This is a genomic window from Klebsiella sp. K-3 (assembly GCF_051207495.1).
Taxonomy (GTDB): domain Bacteria; phylum Pseudomonadota; class Gammaproteobacteria; order Enterobacterales; family Enterobacteriaceae; genus Klebsiella; species Klebsiella aerogenes.
Genome location: NZ_JBPNXF010000011.1, coordinates 39,050 through 53,694, shown reverse-complemented (window position 1 = coordinate 53,694; position 14,645 = coordinate 39,050). Strand labels below are relative to the sequence as shown.

The window sequence follows — 14,645 nt, the reverse complement described above, 5'->3', positions numbered from 1 at the left end:
ACATGAATTCACAAACAATTCATGTCTATTACATTGCTTAAAAAGCAATCGTCGCTTACATTTCTGCCCGACCCGTAATTAGGTCAATCCGTAATAATATTAATTTAAAGGAATAAATATGAAGCAATTAACAGTATTTGAGATGGAAGAGATCTCCGGAGGCTATTCATGGGATTTCTCTTCAATTTCTTCTACCGTGACATCTTTACTTGGTAATGCGGCTGAAGCCGCAGGCTCCGCAATCCTCGGATCCGTTATTGTCGGTGCAATTGGCGCCTCTGTTGGAGGAACATTAGGTGGGACAAATGGTGGGCTTTTAGGTTTCGGCCTGTTGGGTAACCTGGTTGGATTATTTGCTGGTGCAGCCGTCGGTGCAATTGCAGGTGCTGTCGGCGCCGTGGCAGTAGGCTGGGATAAGTGCATTGATTATTTAAGTCAACTTATCGACGCCGGGCTTGATGGTACCTTTGTACCTTGGCCATCATCGTAAATATCTTTTTACATAAACAAAGGCCATATTGGCCTTTGTTTCCCCGACTACTATAATCAGAATCATCATTCATGAATAATAAGCTTTATCGCAAGGAAGCGATCGAATACAAAAGAAATCACTGGAAAGGTAAAGCCTTATTGCTCGCTGGCTTACCTGCATGGTTGATTGCATTGTTATCGGCACTATTTCTCATTGCGCTTATTTGCGCACTCATTTTTTGTAAGTTCACCCAGCGCGTTGACGTTCAGGGCGAAGTCATCACCCTCCCTCACTCGATTAACGTCTTTGCGCCGCAGCAAGGATTTGTCGTTAAGCAATTCGTGAAAATTGGTGACGTCGTTAAAAAAAACCAACCGCTCTACGAAATTGATGTGTCCCGCAGCACCACCAGCGGCAATGTCAGTGCGGCGCAGATAGAAGTCATCAATGAAAAAATTGCCAACTCTGACGACATCATCAAAAAGCTGGAAGATAATAAAAGTCAGACATTAAATGCGCTAAATGCGCAGTTGAAAACCACTACTGACTCTCTGAAAGAGACCAACCGAATGCTGGTCAATACCCAGGTCGGTCTGAAAAAAATGCATGATAACCTTTCCAGCTACGATAAATACCTTAGCAATGGCCTGATAACAAAAGATCAGTATAACTATCAGCACTCTTTATACTTTCAACAGCAAAGCGCGTATCAATCTCTGGTTAGCCAGAAGATGCAACTGGAATCACAAATCACCCAGCTTAATAGCGATAAAATCACTAAAGCTGCTGATTTTGATAACCAAATATCCAGCCAGTACAACCAATCCAACGATTTTAAAAATCAACTCGTTGAATCCAACGCTAACGGTAACATTATTATTAAATCCACCAGCGATGGCAGAATTGAGTCACTTTCAGCTACCCAAGGACAAACCGTTGATAACGGCAGCAGCCTGGCACAGATAAAACCCACAGGAAACGTTGAGTATTTTCTTATCCTTTGGCTACCAAACAATACTATCCCCTATTTAAAAACTGGGGATACCATTAATATTCGCTATGATGCTTTCCCATCAGACAAATTCGGGCAATTCCCTGGAAAAATCATATCAATATCCTCAATGCCGGCATCACGACAAGAGATGTCTGAATATACCAACGTCAACAATGGTGGTAATCAGCAACAAGAACTGGCGCTGTATAAAGCAATCGTCAAAATTAAAGATAAACAGTTCGAATATGACGGGAAAAAGCTGAGTCTGTCCAACGGTCTTAAAGCACAAGCCGTTGTTTTTCTTGAAGAACGCCCTCTCTATATGTGGATGTTTACTCCGGTTTATAAGATTACTCAAAGCGTGAGCGGCCCGATTCATGACTAATGAACTGTTTGAGAAAATTACGGCGAAAGTTAATTTTTCAATACTGAAAAAGACGCCGGTCATATTACAATCCGAAGCCGCCGAATGCGGCATTGCCTGCCTGGCAATGATTTGCGGCCATTATGGCCTCGATATCGATCTCTTCAACTTCCGCCAGCGTTTTGGTAGCCCTTCTCAGGGGGTCACGCTGATGTCATTGAGCAAAACGGCGGAACATGCCGGCTTAAAAAGCCGGGCGCTGTCGCTCGATCTCGACGAAATCAGGCAATTAAAGCTACCCTGCGTTATCCACTGGGGAATGAACCACTACGTCGTGCTCACCAAAGTGCGAAAGTCCAGTTTTGTCGTCCACGATCCGGCGCTGGGTAAACGCATTATCGGCATTCAGGAAATGTCGAATAATTTTACCGGCATCGCCTTAGAGCTATGGCCCGATCAGAACTTTCAGCAGGAAAAAGCCAAATCTCGCCTGCGTTTGTTAGATCTGATGCGCAATATTGTTGGCTTAAAATCAGCGCTGCTGAAAATTTTCGCCTTCTCGGTGGTGGTTGAAGCTATCGGCTTACTGCTGCCGATAGGCACGCAGTTAGTCACTGACCACGTGATCATGGCCCACGATCAAAGCCTGCTCTCGGTTATCTGTATTGGCCTGGTTTTCTTTACCCTCTTCCGCACCTTTATCAGTATGCTGCGCGCATGGACTTCGCTGACGCTCAACACGCTGACCAATATTCAGTGGAAAACGACCCTTTTCGATCATTTGGCCAGCCTGCCGCTCTCTTTTTTTGAAAAGCGCCATCTGGGGGATATTCAGTCCCGTTTCTCATCGCTGGACACCATTCGCTCCACGTTCACTAATAGCATCGTCAGCGGCATTATCGATTCGATCATGACAATCGGGCTGCTGATTATGCTCACGCTGTACGGCGGTTGGCTAACATGGGTCGTCGTTGGCTTTACCTTATGCTACGCCATTATGCGTCTGGGAACTTATCGCTTCTATCGCCGCGTTGCTGAAGAGCAGGTAATCAAAGGTGCGCGTTCCAGTTCGCATTTTATGGAGTCGCTGTACGGTATTTCGACCATCAAAGCGCTGAATCTGAAAGAACGCCGCTCCCAGCACTGGCTGAATATCAATATCGATGCCTGTAATGCGGGGATCAAGCAAACCCGTTTCGACATGATGTTTAGCGGTATTAATACCTTCATTACCGCTATCGATCAGGTGGCGGTACTGTGGTTGGGCGCCATTATGGTTATTGATAATGAAATGACCCTCGGTATGTTTATGGCCTTTAACGCCTACCGCGGCCAGTTCTCCCAGCGCGCATCCAGCCTGGTTGACCTGACCATGCAGCTGCGCATGCTATCGCTGCATAACGAGCGTCTTTCAGAAATCGTCTTCAGCGAACCCGAGCAAGAATTACCATCACGGGACGTCTTCTCAAAAGATGCCGGCGCAAGACTTGAAGTCAAAAATCTCAGCTATCAGTACGATCCCTTTTCACAGCCGATTTTCTCAAACCTGAACATCACCGTTGAGCCGGGGGAATCCGTCGCGCTGGTCGGGCCGTCCGGCGTCGGTAAGACCACGCTATTGAAAGTGATGTGCGGGCTGCTCTCCCCCACCAGCGGAGACGTCTTCGCCGATAATCTCGATATCCAGAAGATAGGTCTCAATAACTATCGCCAGGGAACGGCCTGCGTATTGCAGGAGGATAGACTCTTTTCCGGTTCGCTTATCGATAATATCAGCGGCTTTGAAGACAACGCCGATGTGGATTTTGTTGTCGAATGCGCTAAACGCTGCAACATTCACGACGAAATTATGAAAATGCCGATGGGCTATGAAACCATCATCGGTGAGTTAGGCTTAGGCATTTCCGGGGGCCAGAAGCAACGTATTTTGATTGCTCGCGCGCTTTACCGTAAGCCGAGCATTCTGTTTATGGATGAGGCCACCAGCCATCTCGATTTAAGAAATGAGTCGGTCATTAACCAATCGATTTCAGGGCTCAGTATTACCCGCATCATCGTTGCCCACCGCCCGTCAACTATCGCCTCTGCCGATCGGGTTATTGATTTGTCGCAGTCCAAAATACCAATGCCAGCGTAAGGAGAAGAATATGCAAGGAACGTTTATTGGTTTTAACACCGCCGGAATTACCTATGAAGACCATTTCATGGCGCTGCTGCTGAAAGTACAAAACCAGAATGGCCTGTGTCGGACGTTCTATTTACAGGCGCCGGCGCTGGCTGACCTGCTCATGGTCCTGACAACTCGAATGTCTGTTTTCTTACAGCGCTTGCAGCAAAGCGACGATACGCTGAAAGAGGAGCTTATTGCCTACAATAATGAGCTCATCGCCAACACCCCGGCAGTCGATATGGTAGAGGTACAAAACCCCAATCCGGAGCTGCGGATCATGTCGATCACGTTGAAACCGGGGGTAAATGAGTCAACGCTGATCCTGATGCTGCAGAACGAGCAAATCGCGACATTACGGATTGACGACCGGCAGGTAGAGGCGTTGATTCTGGGTATCAATCAATCACTAAAAATGGTTGCTGATACGAAATTAAATGAGTACCTGGCGCTGGCTTTGGATTATGTACTGCTGTATACCGTCGATTTAACGACCCAACCTAACATTGAGTACCAGCAATATGCTCAGGAAGAGTGGAAGCTGAATTTGTTTAGCCACCATCTGGCCGTGTTATACAGCTACGAGCAGGAGGAGGGTAAAAAAGTACTCTCCGGTGCGGTGATTAAAACCAGCGCCGCGCATCAGTCCGATGTTGAAAAGAGTATCGTGCTGCGTCTGCTTGAAAAGAGTCAGAAGCTAAAACAGGTCCACAGCCAGCATACGCCGTATCAAATCTTCAGTAAGGTAATTCCATCCTCACCGGGACAAATGCTGACCAGAGATGAATGTATGCTGTCGCTGCGTGAATTCTACGTGGCTACCAAAGCAGCGCTTGAGGCATAAGTTGTTAAGCACTCTCTGCTTGTGCAGAGAGTGCTTAACGCATCAGTTCGGGCACTTATAAACCTGGCCGTTCATCTGGCTATCGGTCGGAACAAAGCTCGACAGCAGGTTTTGCGTCGGGCTGCTCACGCCATAAATGACGTTACCGCCCATGGCCGCAGCCTGGTTACGTAGGGCATTCGCCGCGCCGCGCATCGAGCCGCCTTCATCGCCATTCTGGCCTGACAGCCAGTTGCTTTGCGTACCGGTTGCCGTCCCTAACAGCTGGCATTCCGTTCCCGGTTTATCTTCAACAAAACGCACGCTCTGGCCGCCTGCGGTTAATTCGTTGCTGGAACTGCAACCCGCTAACAATAATGCTGCGCCGACAATCCCTGCTAAATATTTTACCTGCATGTTATTCCCCAATGAGCTGGACGCACTGGCCCGGATGTAAACCTTATACTAAAAAGCCAGCAAAAAGAAAAACCCCCAGCCATTTCTGACCGGGGGTTTCTGCATTTTTATGCCGTATAGCGCACGATTACATCATGCCGCCCATACCGCCCATGCCGCCCATGCCACCAGCAGCACCTAAATCAGGCGCGTCGCCTTTCGGCAGGTCGGTCACCATGCACTCGGTGGTGATCATCAGACCAGCAACGGATGCCGCGTACTGCAGCGCAGAACGGGTGACTTTAGTCGGGTCCAGGATACCGAAGTCGATCATGTTGCCGTACTCTTCGGTAGCCGCGTTGTAACCGTAGTTACCGTCGCCTGCTTTCACGTTGTTGGCAACCACAGACGGCTCTTCACCGGCGTTGGAAACGATCTGACGCAGCGGCGCTTCCATTGCGCGCAGCGCAACTTTGATACCGACGTTCTGATCTTCGTTCTGACCGGTCAGGCCAGCGATTTTCGCCGCCACGCGGACCAGCGCTACGCCGCCGCCAGCTACCACGCCTTCTTCAACCGCAGCACGGGTCGCGTGCAGGGCATCGTCAACGCGCGCTTTTTTCTCTTTCATTTCAACTTCGGTAGCAGCACCGACTTTGATTACCGCAACACCGCCGGCCAGTTTAGCCACACGCTCCTGCAGTTTTTCACGGTCGTAATCAGAGGTCGCTTCTTCGATCTGCTTACGGATCTGAGCAACGCGGCCCTGAATTGCGGCTTCTTCGCCAACGCCATCGATGATGGTGGTGGTGTCTTTGTTGATAACAACGCGTTTCGCCTGACCCAGGTCTTCCAGAGTCGCTTTTTCCAGCTCCATACCGATCTCTTCAGAGATAACGGTACCGCCAGTCAGGGTCGCGATGTCCTGCAGCATGGCTTTACGACGATCGCCGAAGCCCGGCGCTTTAACCGCAGCAACTTTAACGATGCCGCGCATGGTGTTAACCACCAGGGTCGCCAGCGCTTCGCCTTCAACGTCTTCAGCGATGATAACCAGCGGTTTGCCAGCTTTCGCTACAGCTTCCAGGACCGGCAGCATTTCGCGGATGTTGGAGATTTTTTTGTCAGCCAGCAGGATGAACGGGCTTTCCAGTTCAACAGCGCCGGTATCCGGCTTGTTGATGAAGTAAGGGGACAGGTAGCCACGGTCGAACTGCATACCTTCAACGACGTCCAGCTCGTCTTCCAGACCGGTGCCGTCTTCAACGGTGATAACGCCTTCTTTACCGACTTTATCCATAGCTTCAGCGATCAGTTTACCTACGGTTTCGTCGGAGTTAGCGGAGATAGTACCAACCTGAGCAATGGCTTTAGAGTCAGAGCACGGTACGGACAGGGCTTTCAGTTCTTCAACAGCGGCAACGACAGCTTTGTCGATACCACGTTTCAGATCCATCGGGTTCATGCCCGCGGCAACGGCTTTCAGACCTTCGTTAACGATAGCCTGAGCCAGTACGGTTGCGGTGGTGGTACCGTCGCCTGCAGCGTCGTTCGCTTTAGAGGCAACTTCTTTCACCATCTGCGCGCCCATGTTTTCGAATTTGTCTTCCAGTTCGATTTCACGAGCTACGGAAACGCCATCTTTAGTGATGGTCGGCGCGCCGAAGGATTTGTCCAGAACAACGTTACGGCCTTTCGGGCCCAGGGTGACTTTAACTGCATCTGCCAGTACGTTTACGCCGCGCAGCATTTTTACACGAGCGTCGTTACCGAATTTTACGTCTTTTGCTGCCATTTCTTTTATTCCTCAAATTCGTTCAGGGTCGTGCGAATTACGCTTCAACAATTGCCAGGATGTCGCTTTCGGACATGATCAGCACTTCTTCGTTGTCGATTTTCTCAGACTTCACGCCGTAACCATCGTTGAAAATCACGATGTCACCAACTTTAACGTCCAGCGGCTGCACAGTTCCGTTTTCCAGGATGCGGCCTTTACCGACAGCGATGATTTCGCCACGAGTTGATTTAGCTGCCGCAGAACCGGTCAGAACGATGCCGCCTGCAGATTTGGTTTCAACTTCTTTACGTTTGACGATCACACGATCATGTAACGGACGAATACTCATTGATAGCTCTCCTTCGAGAAAGTCATTATCAGTTATGGATGGCGCCGGGCCGTAAACGGTTTCCGACTAGTGCAGAGAGAGATGGGGATGGCCATTTACCGCTTCAAGGGGAAAATTAAAAAAAAATTTCCGCCTGTGCGCTGACGCGCAAAAATATTCGCGTGGCGGCTGCGCTTTCTGGCGCAAAGGGTTGTGATAACATCGTTTTTTTGCCGCGCGCAGGGTTGAGTCATGAGTGGTTTAAAACAGGAGCTGGGATTAGGTCAGGGAGTCGGGTTACTTTCAACATCACTACTGGGAACCGGCGTATTCGCCGTACCGGCGCTGGCGGCGCTGGTCGCAGGCGATAATAGCCTGTGGGCGTGGCCGGCGCTGATTCTGCTGGTCTTTCCCATCGCTATCGTGTTTGCCGTGCTTGGGCGCCACTTTCCCAGCGCTGGCGGCGTGGCTCATTTTGTGGATATGGCGTTCGGCCCACGTCTGGCGCGGGTAACCGGTTGGCTGTTTTTATCGGTGATCCCGGTGGGCTTACCCGCCGCCCTGCATATCGCCACCGGTTTTGGCCAGGCGCTGTTCGGCTGGCACGATACTCAGCTGCTGCTTGCCGAGCTCGGCACGCTAGCGATCGTCTGGTGGGTGGGCTCGCGCGGCGCCAGTTCCAGCGCCAATCTACAGACGCTGGTTGCGATATTGATTGTCGCGCTGATCGTCGCCATCTGGTGGCGCGGCGGCATAAACCCGGCGCAGATCCCTTTCCCGGAGCCTAAAGATGTCGACACATCACAGCTGTTTGCGGCCCTATCGGTGATGTTCTGGTGCTTCGTCGGCCTGGAAGCCTTTGCTCATCTGGCATCAGAGTTTAAACGTCCGGAGCGCGACTTCCCTAGAGCGCTGATGATTGGCCTGGTGCTGGCAGGAACCGTTTATTGGGGCTGTACGGTAGTCGTTCTGCATTTTCACGCCTTCGGTGAGGAAATGGCGGCGGCGGCTTCGCTGCCAAACATCGTGGTGCGACTGTTCGGCGTGCAGGCGCTGTGGGTTGCCTGCGTAATCGGCTATCTCGCCTGCTTCGCCAGCCTTAATATCTATATCCAAAGTTTTGCCCGCCTGGTCTGGTCGCAGGCGCAGTTCAAGCCGGAGAGCTACCTGGCCCGCCTGTCGCCGCGCCAGGTACCGCGCAACGCCCTGAATACGGTCTTAGGCTGCTGCGTACTTAGTACGCTGTGCATTTACTGGCTGAACATTAATCTCGATGCGTTGATCGTCTATGCCAACGGCATTTTCATCATGATTTATCTGCTGTGCATGCTGGCGGGATGCCGACTCCTGCACGATAAATACCGCGTGCTGGCCATCGTGGGAAGCGTGCTCTGCATTTTGCTGTTAGCAATGGTCGGCTGGAAGAGCTTGTACGCCATTATTATGCTGGCGGTGCTGTGGTTCGCCTTACCTGCACGCTCACCTTCAGCAAGCCGATAACAAAAAACCGGCGCAGGCCGGTTTTGTCGTTTTAGCGGTCGTCTTTGTGATCCAGACGGTCTCGTTCGTCATCTTTGCGCTGGAACTCCCCTTCGAAGGTGTCTCCGTTGCCAGCGCCGGCGCTAAAACCGCCGCCCGGCATCCGGCTAAAGCGCAGATACGGCATCAGTTTTAAGGTCATCAGCTTTTGCACCGGCGGCAACAGCAGCAGCAGACCGAGGAAGTCGGTAAAGAAGCCCGGGATCAACAGCAGCAGCCCGGCGATAATCAGCGACACGCTTTTAATCATTTCTGCGGCAGGGCTTTCGCCAGCCGCCATTTTCTGCTGCATCAGCATCAGGTTTTTGAAGCCCTGGTTGCGGACCAGCGACATCCCTACAACCGAGCTAAAGATAACCAGGATCAGCGTCAACAGCACGCCAAGCACGTGCGCGACCTGGATAAAGATCGAGATCTCGACGTAAACGTATAAGAAAAAGGCAATAAATGGGATCCAACGCACCGGCGTCTCCTTCAATCGGCCGTCGTAGCAGACGCCCGTAGTGATAAATTTGCTATTCGCGTCATAGGAATGTGGGGTTGGCGCGCCATTTTTCAATCAACGACAACGGCATTTTTTTCAAAAATAGTAAAGCGGTGACTCATTTCACAGATTAATAATTCTTATCCGCCGCGCTATATAATAAGTGATCAAGGTTACTGAACTTCGCTATCATCAGCATATGATCGTGGGCACCGGGCCGGTTAAGGAAATAATCTTCGGTCTGAAAATACGCTAAATCCTATAAATTCTGTGTATTTGGTGAATTCATTGGCAGCTTGAAAAAGAAGGTTCACATGTTAAACAACATTCGTATCGAAGAAGATCTGTTGGGCACCAGGGAAGTTCCAGCTGACGCATACTATGGCGTTCATACTCTGAGAGCGATTGAAAACTTCTACATCAGCAACAACAAGATTAGCGACATCCCTGAGTTTGTTCGGGGCATGGTGATGGTGAAGAAGGCCGCCGCGCTGGCTAACAAGGAACTGCAAACCATTCCTAAAAGCGTAGCGAACACCATTGTCGCGGCATGCGATGAAGTGCTGAACAACGGTAAATGCATGGACCAGTTCCCGGTTGATGTGTTCCAGGGCGGCGCGGGCACCTCCGTCAATATGAACACCAACGAAGTGCTGGCGAATATCGGTCTGGAACTGATGGGCCACCAGAAAGGTGAATACCAGTTCCTCAACCCTAATGACCACGTCAACAAATGCCAGTCCACTAACGACGCCTACCCCACCGGTTTCCGCATCGCGGTCTATGCATCGATTCTCAAATTAATCGATGCTATCAAACAGCTGGGCGAAGGCTTCCAGGCGAAAGCCGTTGAGTTCCAGGACGTCCTGAAAATGGGCCGCACGCAGCTACAGGATGCGGTGCCGATGACCCTCGGCCAGGAATTCCACGCTTTTAACGTACTGCTGAACGAAGAAACCAAAAGCATTCTGCGTACCGCAGAGCTGCTGCTGGAAGTGAACCTCGGCGCGACCGCAATCGGGACTCGCCTGAACACCCCTGACGGCTACCAGCAGCTGGCGGTACAGAAACTGGCGGAAGTCAGCAACCTGCCGGTCGTTCCGGCGGAAGACCTGATTGAAGCGACTTCTGACTGCGGCGCGTATGTGATGGTTCACAGTTCGTTGAAACGCCTGGCGGTCAAACTGTCCAAGATTTGTAACGACCTGCGCCTGCTCTCTTCCGGCCCGCGCGCTGGCCTGAATGAAATCAACCTGCCAGAGCTGCAGGCCGGTTCCTCAATCATGCCGGCAAAAGTTAACCCGGTGGTGCCGGAAGTGGTTAACCAGGTGTGCTTCAAAGTTATCGGCAACGATACCACCGTGACCATGGCCTCCGAAGCCGGTCAGCTGCAGCTGAACGTTATGGAGCCGGTGATTGGCCAGGCGATGTTTGAATCTATCCACATCCTGACCAACGCCTGCTACAACCTGCTGGAAAAATGCGTGAACGGCATTACCGCTAACAAAGCGGTATGCGAAAGCTACGTCTACAACTCCATCGGTATCGTTACCTACCTCAACCCGTTCATCGGCCACCACAATGGCGATATCGTCGGTAAGATTTGCGCCGAAACCGGTAAGAGCGTACGTGAAGTGGTGCTGGAGCGCGGGCTGCTGACCGAAGCCGAACTGGATGACATTTTCTCCCCGCAAAACCTGATGCATCCGGCTTATAAAGCAAAACGGTATACCGATGAAAGCGAACAGTAAGCTTTCAGGGTAAACTAACCAAAGGCATGTCAGTGATGACATGCCTTTTTGCTTTTTTGGGTTTACGAAACGACAACAATTCAATATCAACTTGTTAAAAAACAAGGAAGGCATATATGTTTGGTGCAGAGCTCGTGGTTGTCCTGCTGGCAATCTATTTGGGGGCCCGACTCGGGGGCATTGGTATCGGCTTTGCCGGTGGCCTCGGCGTCCTCGTCTTAACCTTAATTTTTCAAATTCCACCCGGGGCGATCCCCTTTGACGTCATTGAAATCATCATGGCGGTTATCGCCGCTATCGCCGCGATGCAGGTCGCCGGAGGGATGGACTATCTGGTCAGCCTCGCCGAACGTATGCTACGCCGCCATCCCAAGTACATTACCTTCCTTGCGCCGCTGGTCACCTGGTTTATGACCGTGCTGGCAGGCACTGGTCATACCGCGTTTTCTACCCTGCCAGTCATCACCGAAGTGGCGAAAGAACAGGGTATTCGCCCTTCCCGCCCGCTTTCCATCGCCGTTGTCGCTTCGCAGATTGCGATTACCGCCTCGCCTATCTCCGCGGCAGTGGTCTTCTTTGCCGGTATTCTCGAACCACTTGGCGTCAGCTACCTGACGCTGCTGGCGATCTGCCTGCCGGTTACCCTGATTGCCGTCATGCTGACCGCCGTCGTCTGTAACTTCCTCGGCTGCGAGCTGAAAGACGACCCGGTATATCAGGAACGGCTGGCAAAAGGGGAAGTGAGCCTGCGCGGCAGTCAGGTCTTCGAGCTGAAGCCGCATGCTAAACGCTCCGTTCTGCTGTTCCTCGTCGGCATCGTCGCGGTCATGTTCTACGCTACCGCCATCAGCGACACCGTCGGCCTGATCCAGAACCCGGTGCTGCCGCGTAACGAAGCGATCGTGGTCTTCATGCTGACCATCGCCACGCTGATTAGCATCACCTGTAAAATCGATACCGGCGAAGTGCTGAACGCCAGCACCTTTAAGTCAGGAATGAGCGCCTGCGTCTGCGTGCTCGGCGTCGCCTGGCTCGGGGATACCTTCGTTAAAGCGCACATTGCCGATATCCAGACGGTAGCGGGCGATCTGCTGCAAAACTATCCGTGGTTGCTGGCGGTGGTGCTGTTCTTCGCCGCTACGCTGCTCTATTCACAGGCTGCCACGACCAAGGCATTGATGCCCGCCGCGCTGCTGCTTGGCGTCACCCCGCTGACGGCAATTGCCTCATTCGCGGCGGTCTCAGCGCTGTTCGTGCTGCCAACCTATCCGACCCTGCTGGCAGCGGTCGAAATGGACGACACCGGCTCCACGCGTATCGGCAAATATGTCTTTAACCATGCCTTCCTGATCCCGGGCGTCATCGCCATTACGCTTTGCGTGATCCTCGGATTCATCTTCGGCGGCCTCATGCTTTAAGATCGTTAAAAAGGGGCCAGTAAAGTAACTGGCCCCTTTGGTTAATCTCCCCGCATCATGCATGCTATAGTGCCTCTTTTCGCTGATACGAGGTTCACGATGACTACGCCTGATGCTGTTGTTGTACTCTGTACCGCGCCGGATGAAGCGACCGCCCAGGATCTGGCGGCCAAAGCGCTCGGAGAAAAACTCGCCGCCTGCGCCACCATCCTGCCGGGAGCGACGTCGCTCTACTACTGGGAAGGAAAGCTTGAGCAGGAGTATGAAGTCCAGATGCTGCTCAAAACCAACCTGGCCCATCAGCAGGCGTTACTGGACTGCCTGAAGTCCCATCACCCGTATCAAACCCCCGAACTACTGGTCCTGCCGGTTACTCACGGAGACAACGATTACCTCTCATGGCTCAACGCATCATTACGCTGATCCTGCTACTGTGCAGCGCATCCGCCAGCGCCGGGTTGTTTGACGCCCCCGGGCGTTCAAACTTCGTGCCTGCCGATCGGGCTTTCGCCTTTGACTTTCAGCAGAATCAACACGACCTCAACCTGAGCTGGCGCATCAAGGATGGCTACTACCTCTACCGTAAGCAGATTACGCTGACGGCAAAGGACGCTGCGATCGTCGCCCCTTCGCTACCGCCTGGCGAATGGCATGAAGACGAGTTTTATGGCAAAAGCGAAATTTATCGTCAGCGTCTGACATTACCGATTAGCCTCACGCAAGCCAGCAAAACAGCCACGCTGACCGTTACCTATCAGGGCTGCGCCGACGCCGGGTTCTGCTACCCGCCGGAGACCAAAATCGTGCCGCTCAGCGCGGTGCTCGCTCACTCCGGCAAGGCGCTGGCAGACCAACCTTCAGCACCCGCCAGCGGCAGCCAGACCGGCGCGGAACCCGCGTCGCTGCCGTTTTCAGCGCTATGGGCGCTGCTGATTGGTATCGGTATCGCCTTTACGCCTTGTGTTTTACCGATGTATCCGCTGATTTCCGGGATTGTCCTCGGCGGTAAACAGCGCTTATCAACGGCGCGCGCCCTGCTGCTGGCATTTATTTATGTCCAGGGGATGGCGGTTACCTATACCGCGCTGGGGCTGGTCGTAGCCGCCGCCGGTCTGCAATTCCAGGCCGCGCTGCAGCACCCTTACGTATTAATTGGGCTGTCAGCGGTATTTATCGCGCTGGCGCTGTCGATGTTCGGCCTGTTTACGCTGCAGCTGCCTTCATCGCTGCAAACCCGACTGACGCTGATGAGCAACAAGCGCCAGGGTGGTTCGCCGGGCGGCGTGTTTGCAATGGGCGCCATCGCCGGGCTTATCTGTTCCCCTTGCACTACGGCCCCGCTTAGCGCCATTCTGTTGTATATCGCTCAAAGCGGTAACCTGTGGCTCGGCGGCGGCACGCTGTATCTGTACGCGCTGGGAATGGGGCTGCCGCTGATCCTGGTGACCGTGTTCGGTAACCGTCTGCTGCCGAAGAGCGGGCCGTGGATGGCTCATGTCAAGACCGCGTTTGGCTTCGTGATCCTCGCGCTGCCGGTCTTTTTACTGGAACGCGTTATCGGCGAAGCCTGGGGTTTACGTCTGTGGTCGTTGCTTGGCGTCGCCTTCTTTAGCTGGGCGTTTATCACCTCGCTTGGCGCCACCAAACCCTGGCTGCGTCTGGTGCAAATCATCATGTTGGCCGCCGCGCTGGTTAGCGCGCGTCCGCTGCAGGATTGGGCCTTTGGCGCACCGGCCGTCCAGCAGCAGGCGCATCTGGAATTTACCCGCGTCAGCACCGTTGATGAACTCAACCAGGCGCTGGCTCAGGCCAAAGGGAAACCGGTCATGCTCGATCTGTATGCCGACTGGTGCGTGGCCTGCAAAGAGTTCGAAAAATATACCTTTAGCGCTCCTGAAGTGCGACAGGCCCTAAAAGAGACCGTTCTGTTGCAAGTGGATGTCACTAAGAACAGCGCGCAAGACGCAGCTCTGCTGAAACATTTACAGGTGCTCGGCTTGCCGACGATTCTGTTCTTCAACGCGCAGGGAGAAGAACAGCCCGCGCAGCGCGTCACCGGGTTTATGGATGCTACGGCATTCAGCGCCCATTTGCGCGATTGGCAACCGTGAACGACACTTGAGGAGGATAAA

General features: G+C 52.6%; 13 protein-coding genes. 9 read left to right on the top strand and 4 right to left on the bottom strand.

The features are described 5' to 3' along the window. Window positions 1–118 precede the first annotated feature (118 nt). From ACSEMK_RS18635 to yjeJ, 4 genes are all read left to right on the top strand, one after another. Complete coding sequence (locus tag ACSEMK_RS18635) at window positions 119–490, top strand: hypothetical protein (protein ID WP_087859217.1); 372 nt, start codon at window positions 119–121, stop codon at window positions 488–490. Window positions 491–561: 71 nt separating this feature from the next. Next, window positions 562–1,851: an HlyD family secretion protein gene (locus tag ACSEMK_RS18630; protein WP_087859218.1), complete on the top strand. Its 1,290-nt coding sequence runs from the start codon at window positions 562–564 to the stop codon at window positions 1,849–1,851. Then, window positions 1,844–3,967 (top strand): peptidase domain-containing ABC transporter, encoded by a 2,124-nt coding sequence (locus tag ACSEMK_RS18625; RefSeq protein ID WP_316425429.1) that lies wholly within the window; start codon window positions 1,844–1,846, stop codon window positions 3,965–3,967. The genes ACSEMK_RS18630 and ACSEMK_RS18625 overlap by 8 nt, the downstream gene beginning before the upstream one ends. A 10-nt stretch (window positions 3,968–3,977) precedes the next feature. Further along, complete coding sequence (yjeJ, locus tag ACSEMK_RS18620; RefSeq protein WP_308958329.1) at window positions 3,978–4,841, top strand: YjeJ family protein; 864 nt, start codon at window positions 3,978–3,980, stop codon at window positions 4,839–4,841. A gap of 42 nt (window positions 4,842–4,883) precedes the next feature. Here the strand turns inward: yjeJ and ACSEMK_RS18615 are convergent, their stop codons facing one another. The 3 genes from ACSEMK_RS18615 to ACSEMK_RS18605 form a co-directional block, all read right to left on the bottom strand. Beyond that, the gene (locus tag ACSEMK_RS18615) at window positions 4,884–5,237 is read right to left on the bottom strand and encodes a DUF4156 domain-containing protein (RefSeq protein ID WP_015368664.1); all 354 of its coding nucleotides are present in this window, start codon (window positions 5,235–5,237) and stop codon (window positions 4,884–4,886) included. A gap of 127 nt (window positions 5,238–5,364) precedes the next feature. Then, window positions 5,365–7,011 carry a chaperonin GroEL gene (groL, locus tag ACSEMK_RS18610; protein WP_015368665.1) on the bottom strand — a complete coding sequence of 549 codons (1,647 nt, stop codon included), beginning with the start codon at window positions 7,009–7,011 and terminating at the stop codon, window positions 5,365–5,367. 37 nt (window positions 7,012–7,048) lie between these two features. Further along, on the bottom strand, window positions 7,049–7,342 hold the full coding sequence (locus ACSEMK_RS18605; RefSeq protein WP_003855929.1) for a co-chaperone GroES: 294 nt from the start codon (window positions 7,340–7,342) through the stop codon (window positions 7,049–7,051). A 231-nt stretch (window positions 7,343–7,573) separates the two neighbouring features. On the opposite strand from ACSEMK_RS18605, the gene yjeH reads away from it, so the two are divergent. Next, entirely contained in the window at window positions 7,574–8,821 is a 1,248-nt protein-coding gene (gene yjeH, locus ACSEMK_RS18600; protein WP_213317935.1) for an L-methionine/branched-chain amino acid transporter, read from the top strand. Window positions 8,822–8,852: 31 nt separating this feature from the next. Here the strand turns inward: yjeH and ACSEMK_RS18595 are convergent, their stop codons facing one another. Next, window positions 8,853–9,323: an FxsA family protein gene (locus tag ACSEMK_RS18595; RefSeq protein ID WP_015368667.1), complete on the bottom strand. Its 471-nt coding sequence runs from the start codon at window positions 9,321–9,323 to the stop codon at window positions 8,853–8,855. 335 nt (window positions 9,324–9,658) lie between these two features. Between ACSEMK_RS18595 and aspA the strand changes: the two genes are divergently transcribed. The 4 genes from aspA (at window position 9,659) to ACSEMK_RS18575 (ending at window position 14,624) form a co-directional block, all read left to right on the top strand. Next, window positions 9,659–11,095 carry an aspartate ammonia-lyase gene (gene aspA, locus ACSEMK_RS18590; protein ID WP_045380159.1) on the top strand — a complete coding sequence of 479 codons (1,437 nt, stop codon included), beginning with the start codon at window positions 9,659–9,661 and terminating at the stop codon, window positions 11,093–11,095. A 116-nt stretch (window positions 11,096–11,211) separates the two neighbouring features. Next, window positions 11,212–12,513, top strand: a complete 1,302-nt coding sequence (locus ACSEMK_RS18585; protein ID WP_047040086.1) for an anaerobic C4-dicarboxylate transporter — start codon at window positions 11,212–11,214, stop codon at window positions 12,511–12,513. Window positions 12,514–12,612: 99 nt separating this feature from the next. Then, a complete protein-coding gene (cutA, locus tag ACSEMK_RS18580) occupies window positions 12,613–12,936 on the top strand; it encodes a divalent cation tolerance protein CutA (RefSeq protein WP_032715456.1) in 324 nt (107 codons plus the stop codon). Next, a complete protein-coding gene (locus ACSEMK_RS18575; protein ID WP_430915350.1) occupies window positions 12,912–14,624 on the top strand; it encodes a protein-disulfide reductase DsbD in 1,713 nt (570 codons plus the stop codon). The genes cutA and ACSEMK_RS18575 overlap by 25 nt, the downstream gene beginning before the upstream one ends. The last annotated feature ends 21 nt before the right edge of the window (window positions 14,625–14,645 follow it).

Excerpts from the sequence above, each read along its gene's own strand:
- ACSEMK_RS18635 (WP_087859217.1), top strand. The coding sequence starts at position 119 with ATGAAGCAATTAACAGTATTTGAGATGGAAGAGATCTCCGGAGGCTAT.
- ACSEMK_RS18630 (WP_087859218.1), top strand. The coding sequence starts at position 562 with ATGAATAATAAGCTTTATCGCAAGGAAGCGATCGAATACAAAAGAAAT.
- ACSEMK_RS18625 (WP_316425429.1), top strand. The coding sequence starts at position 1,844 with ATGACTAATGAACTGTTTGAGAAAATTACGGCGAAAGTTAATTTTTCA.
- yjeJ (WP_308958329.1), top strand. The coding sequence starts at position 3,978 with ATGCAAGGAACGTTTATTGGTTTTAACACCGCCGGAATTACCTATGAA.
- ACSEMK_RS18615 (WP_015368664.1), bottom strand. The coding sequence starts at position 5,237 with ATGCAGGTAAAATATTTAGCAGGGATTGTCGGCGCAGCATTATTGTTA.
- groL (WP_015368665.1), bottom strand. The coding sequence starts at position 7,011 with ATGGCAGCAAAAGACGTAAAATTCGGTAACGACGCTCGTGTAAAAATG.
- ACSEMK_RS18605 (WP_003855929.1), bottom strand. The coding sequence starts at position 7,342 with ATGAGTATTCGTCCGTTACATGATCGTGTGATCGTCAAACGTAAAGAA.
- yjeH (WP_213317935.1), top strand. The coding sequence starts at position 7,574 with ATGAGTGGTTTAAAACAGGAGCTGGGATTAGGTCAGGGAGTCGGGTTA.
- aspA (WP_045380159.1), top strand. The coding sequence starts at position 9,659 with ATGTTAAACAACATTCGTATCGAAGAAGATCTGTTGGGCACCAGGGAA.
- ACSEMK_RS18585 (WP_047040086.1), top strand. The coding sequence starts at position 11,212 with ATGTTTGGTGCAGAGCTCGTGGTTGTCCTGCTGGCAATCTATTTGGGG.
- cutA (WP_032715456.1), top strand. The coding sequence starts at position 12,613 with ATGACTACGCCTGATGCTGTTGTTGTACTCTGTACCGCGCCGGATGAA.
- ACSEMK_RS18575 (WP_430915350.1), top strand. The coding sequence starts at position 12,912 with ATGGCTCAACGCATCATTACGCTGATCCTGCTACTGTGCAGCGCATCC.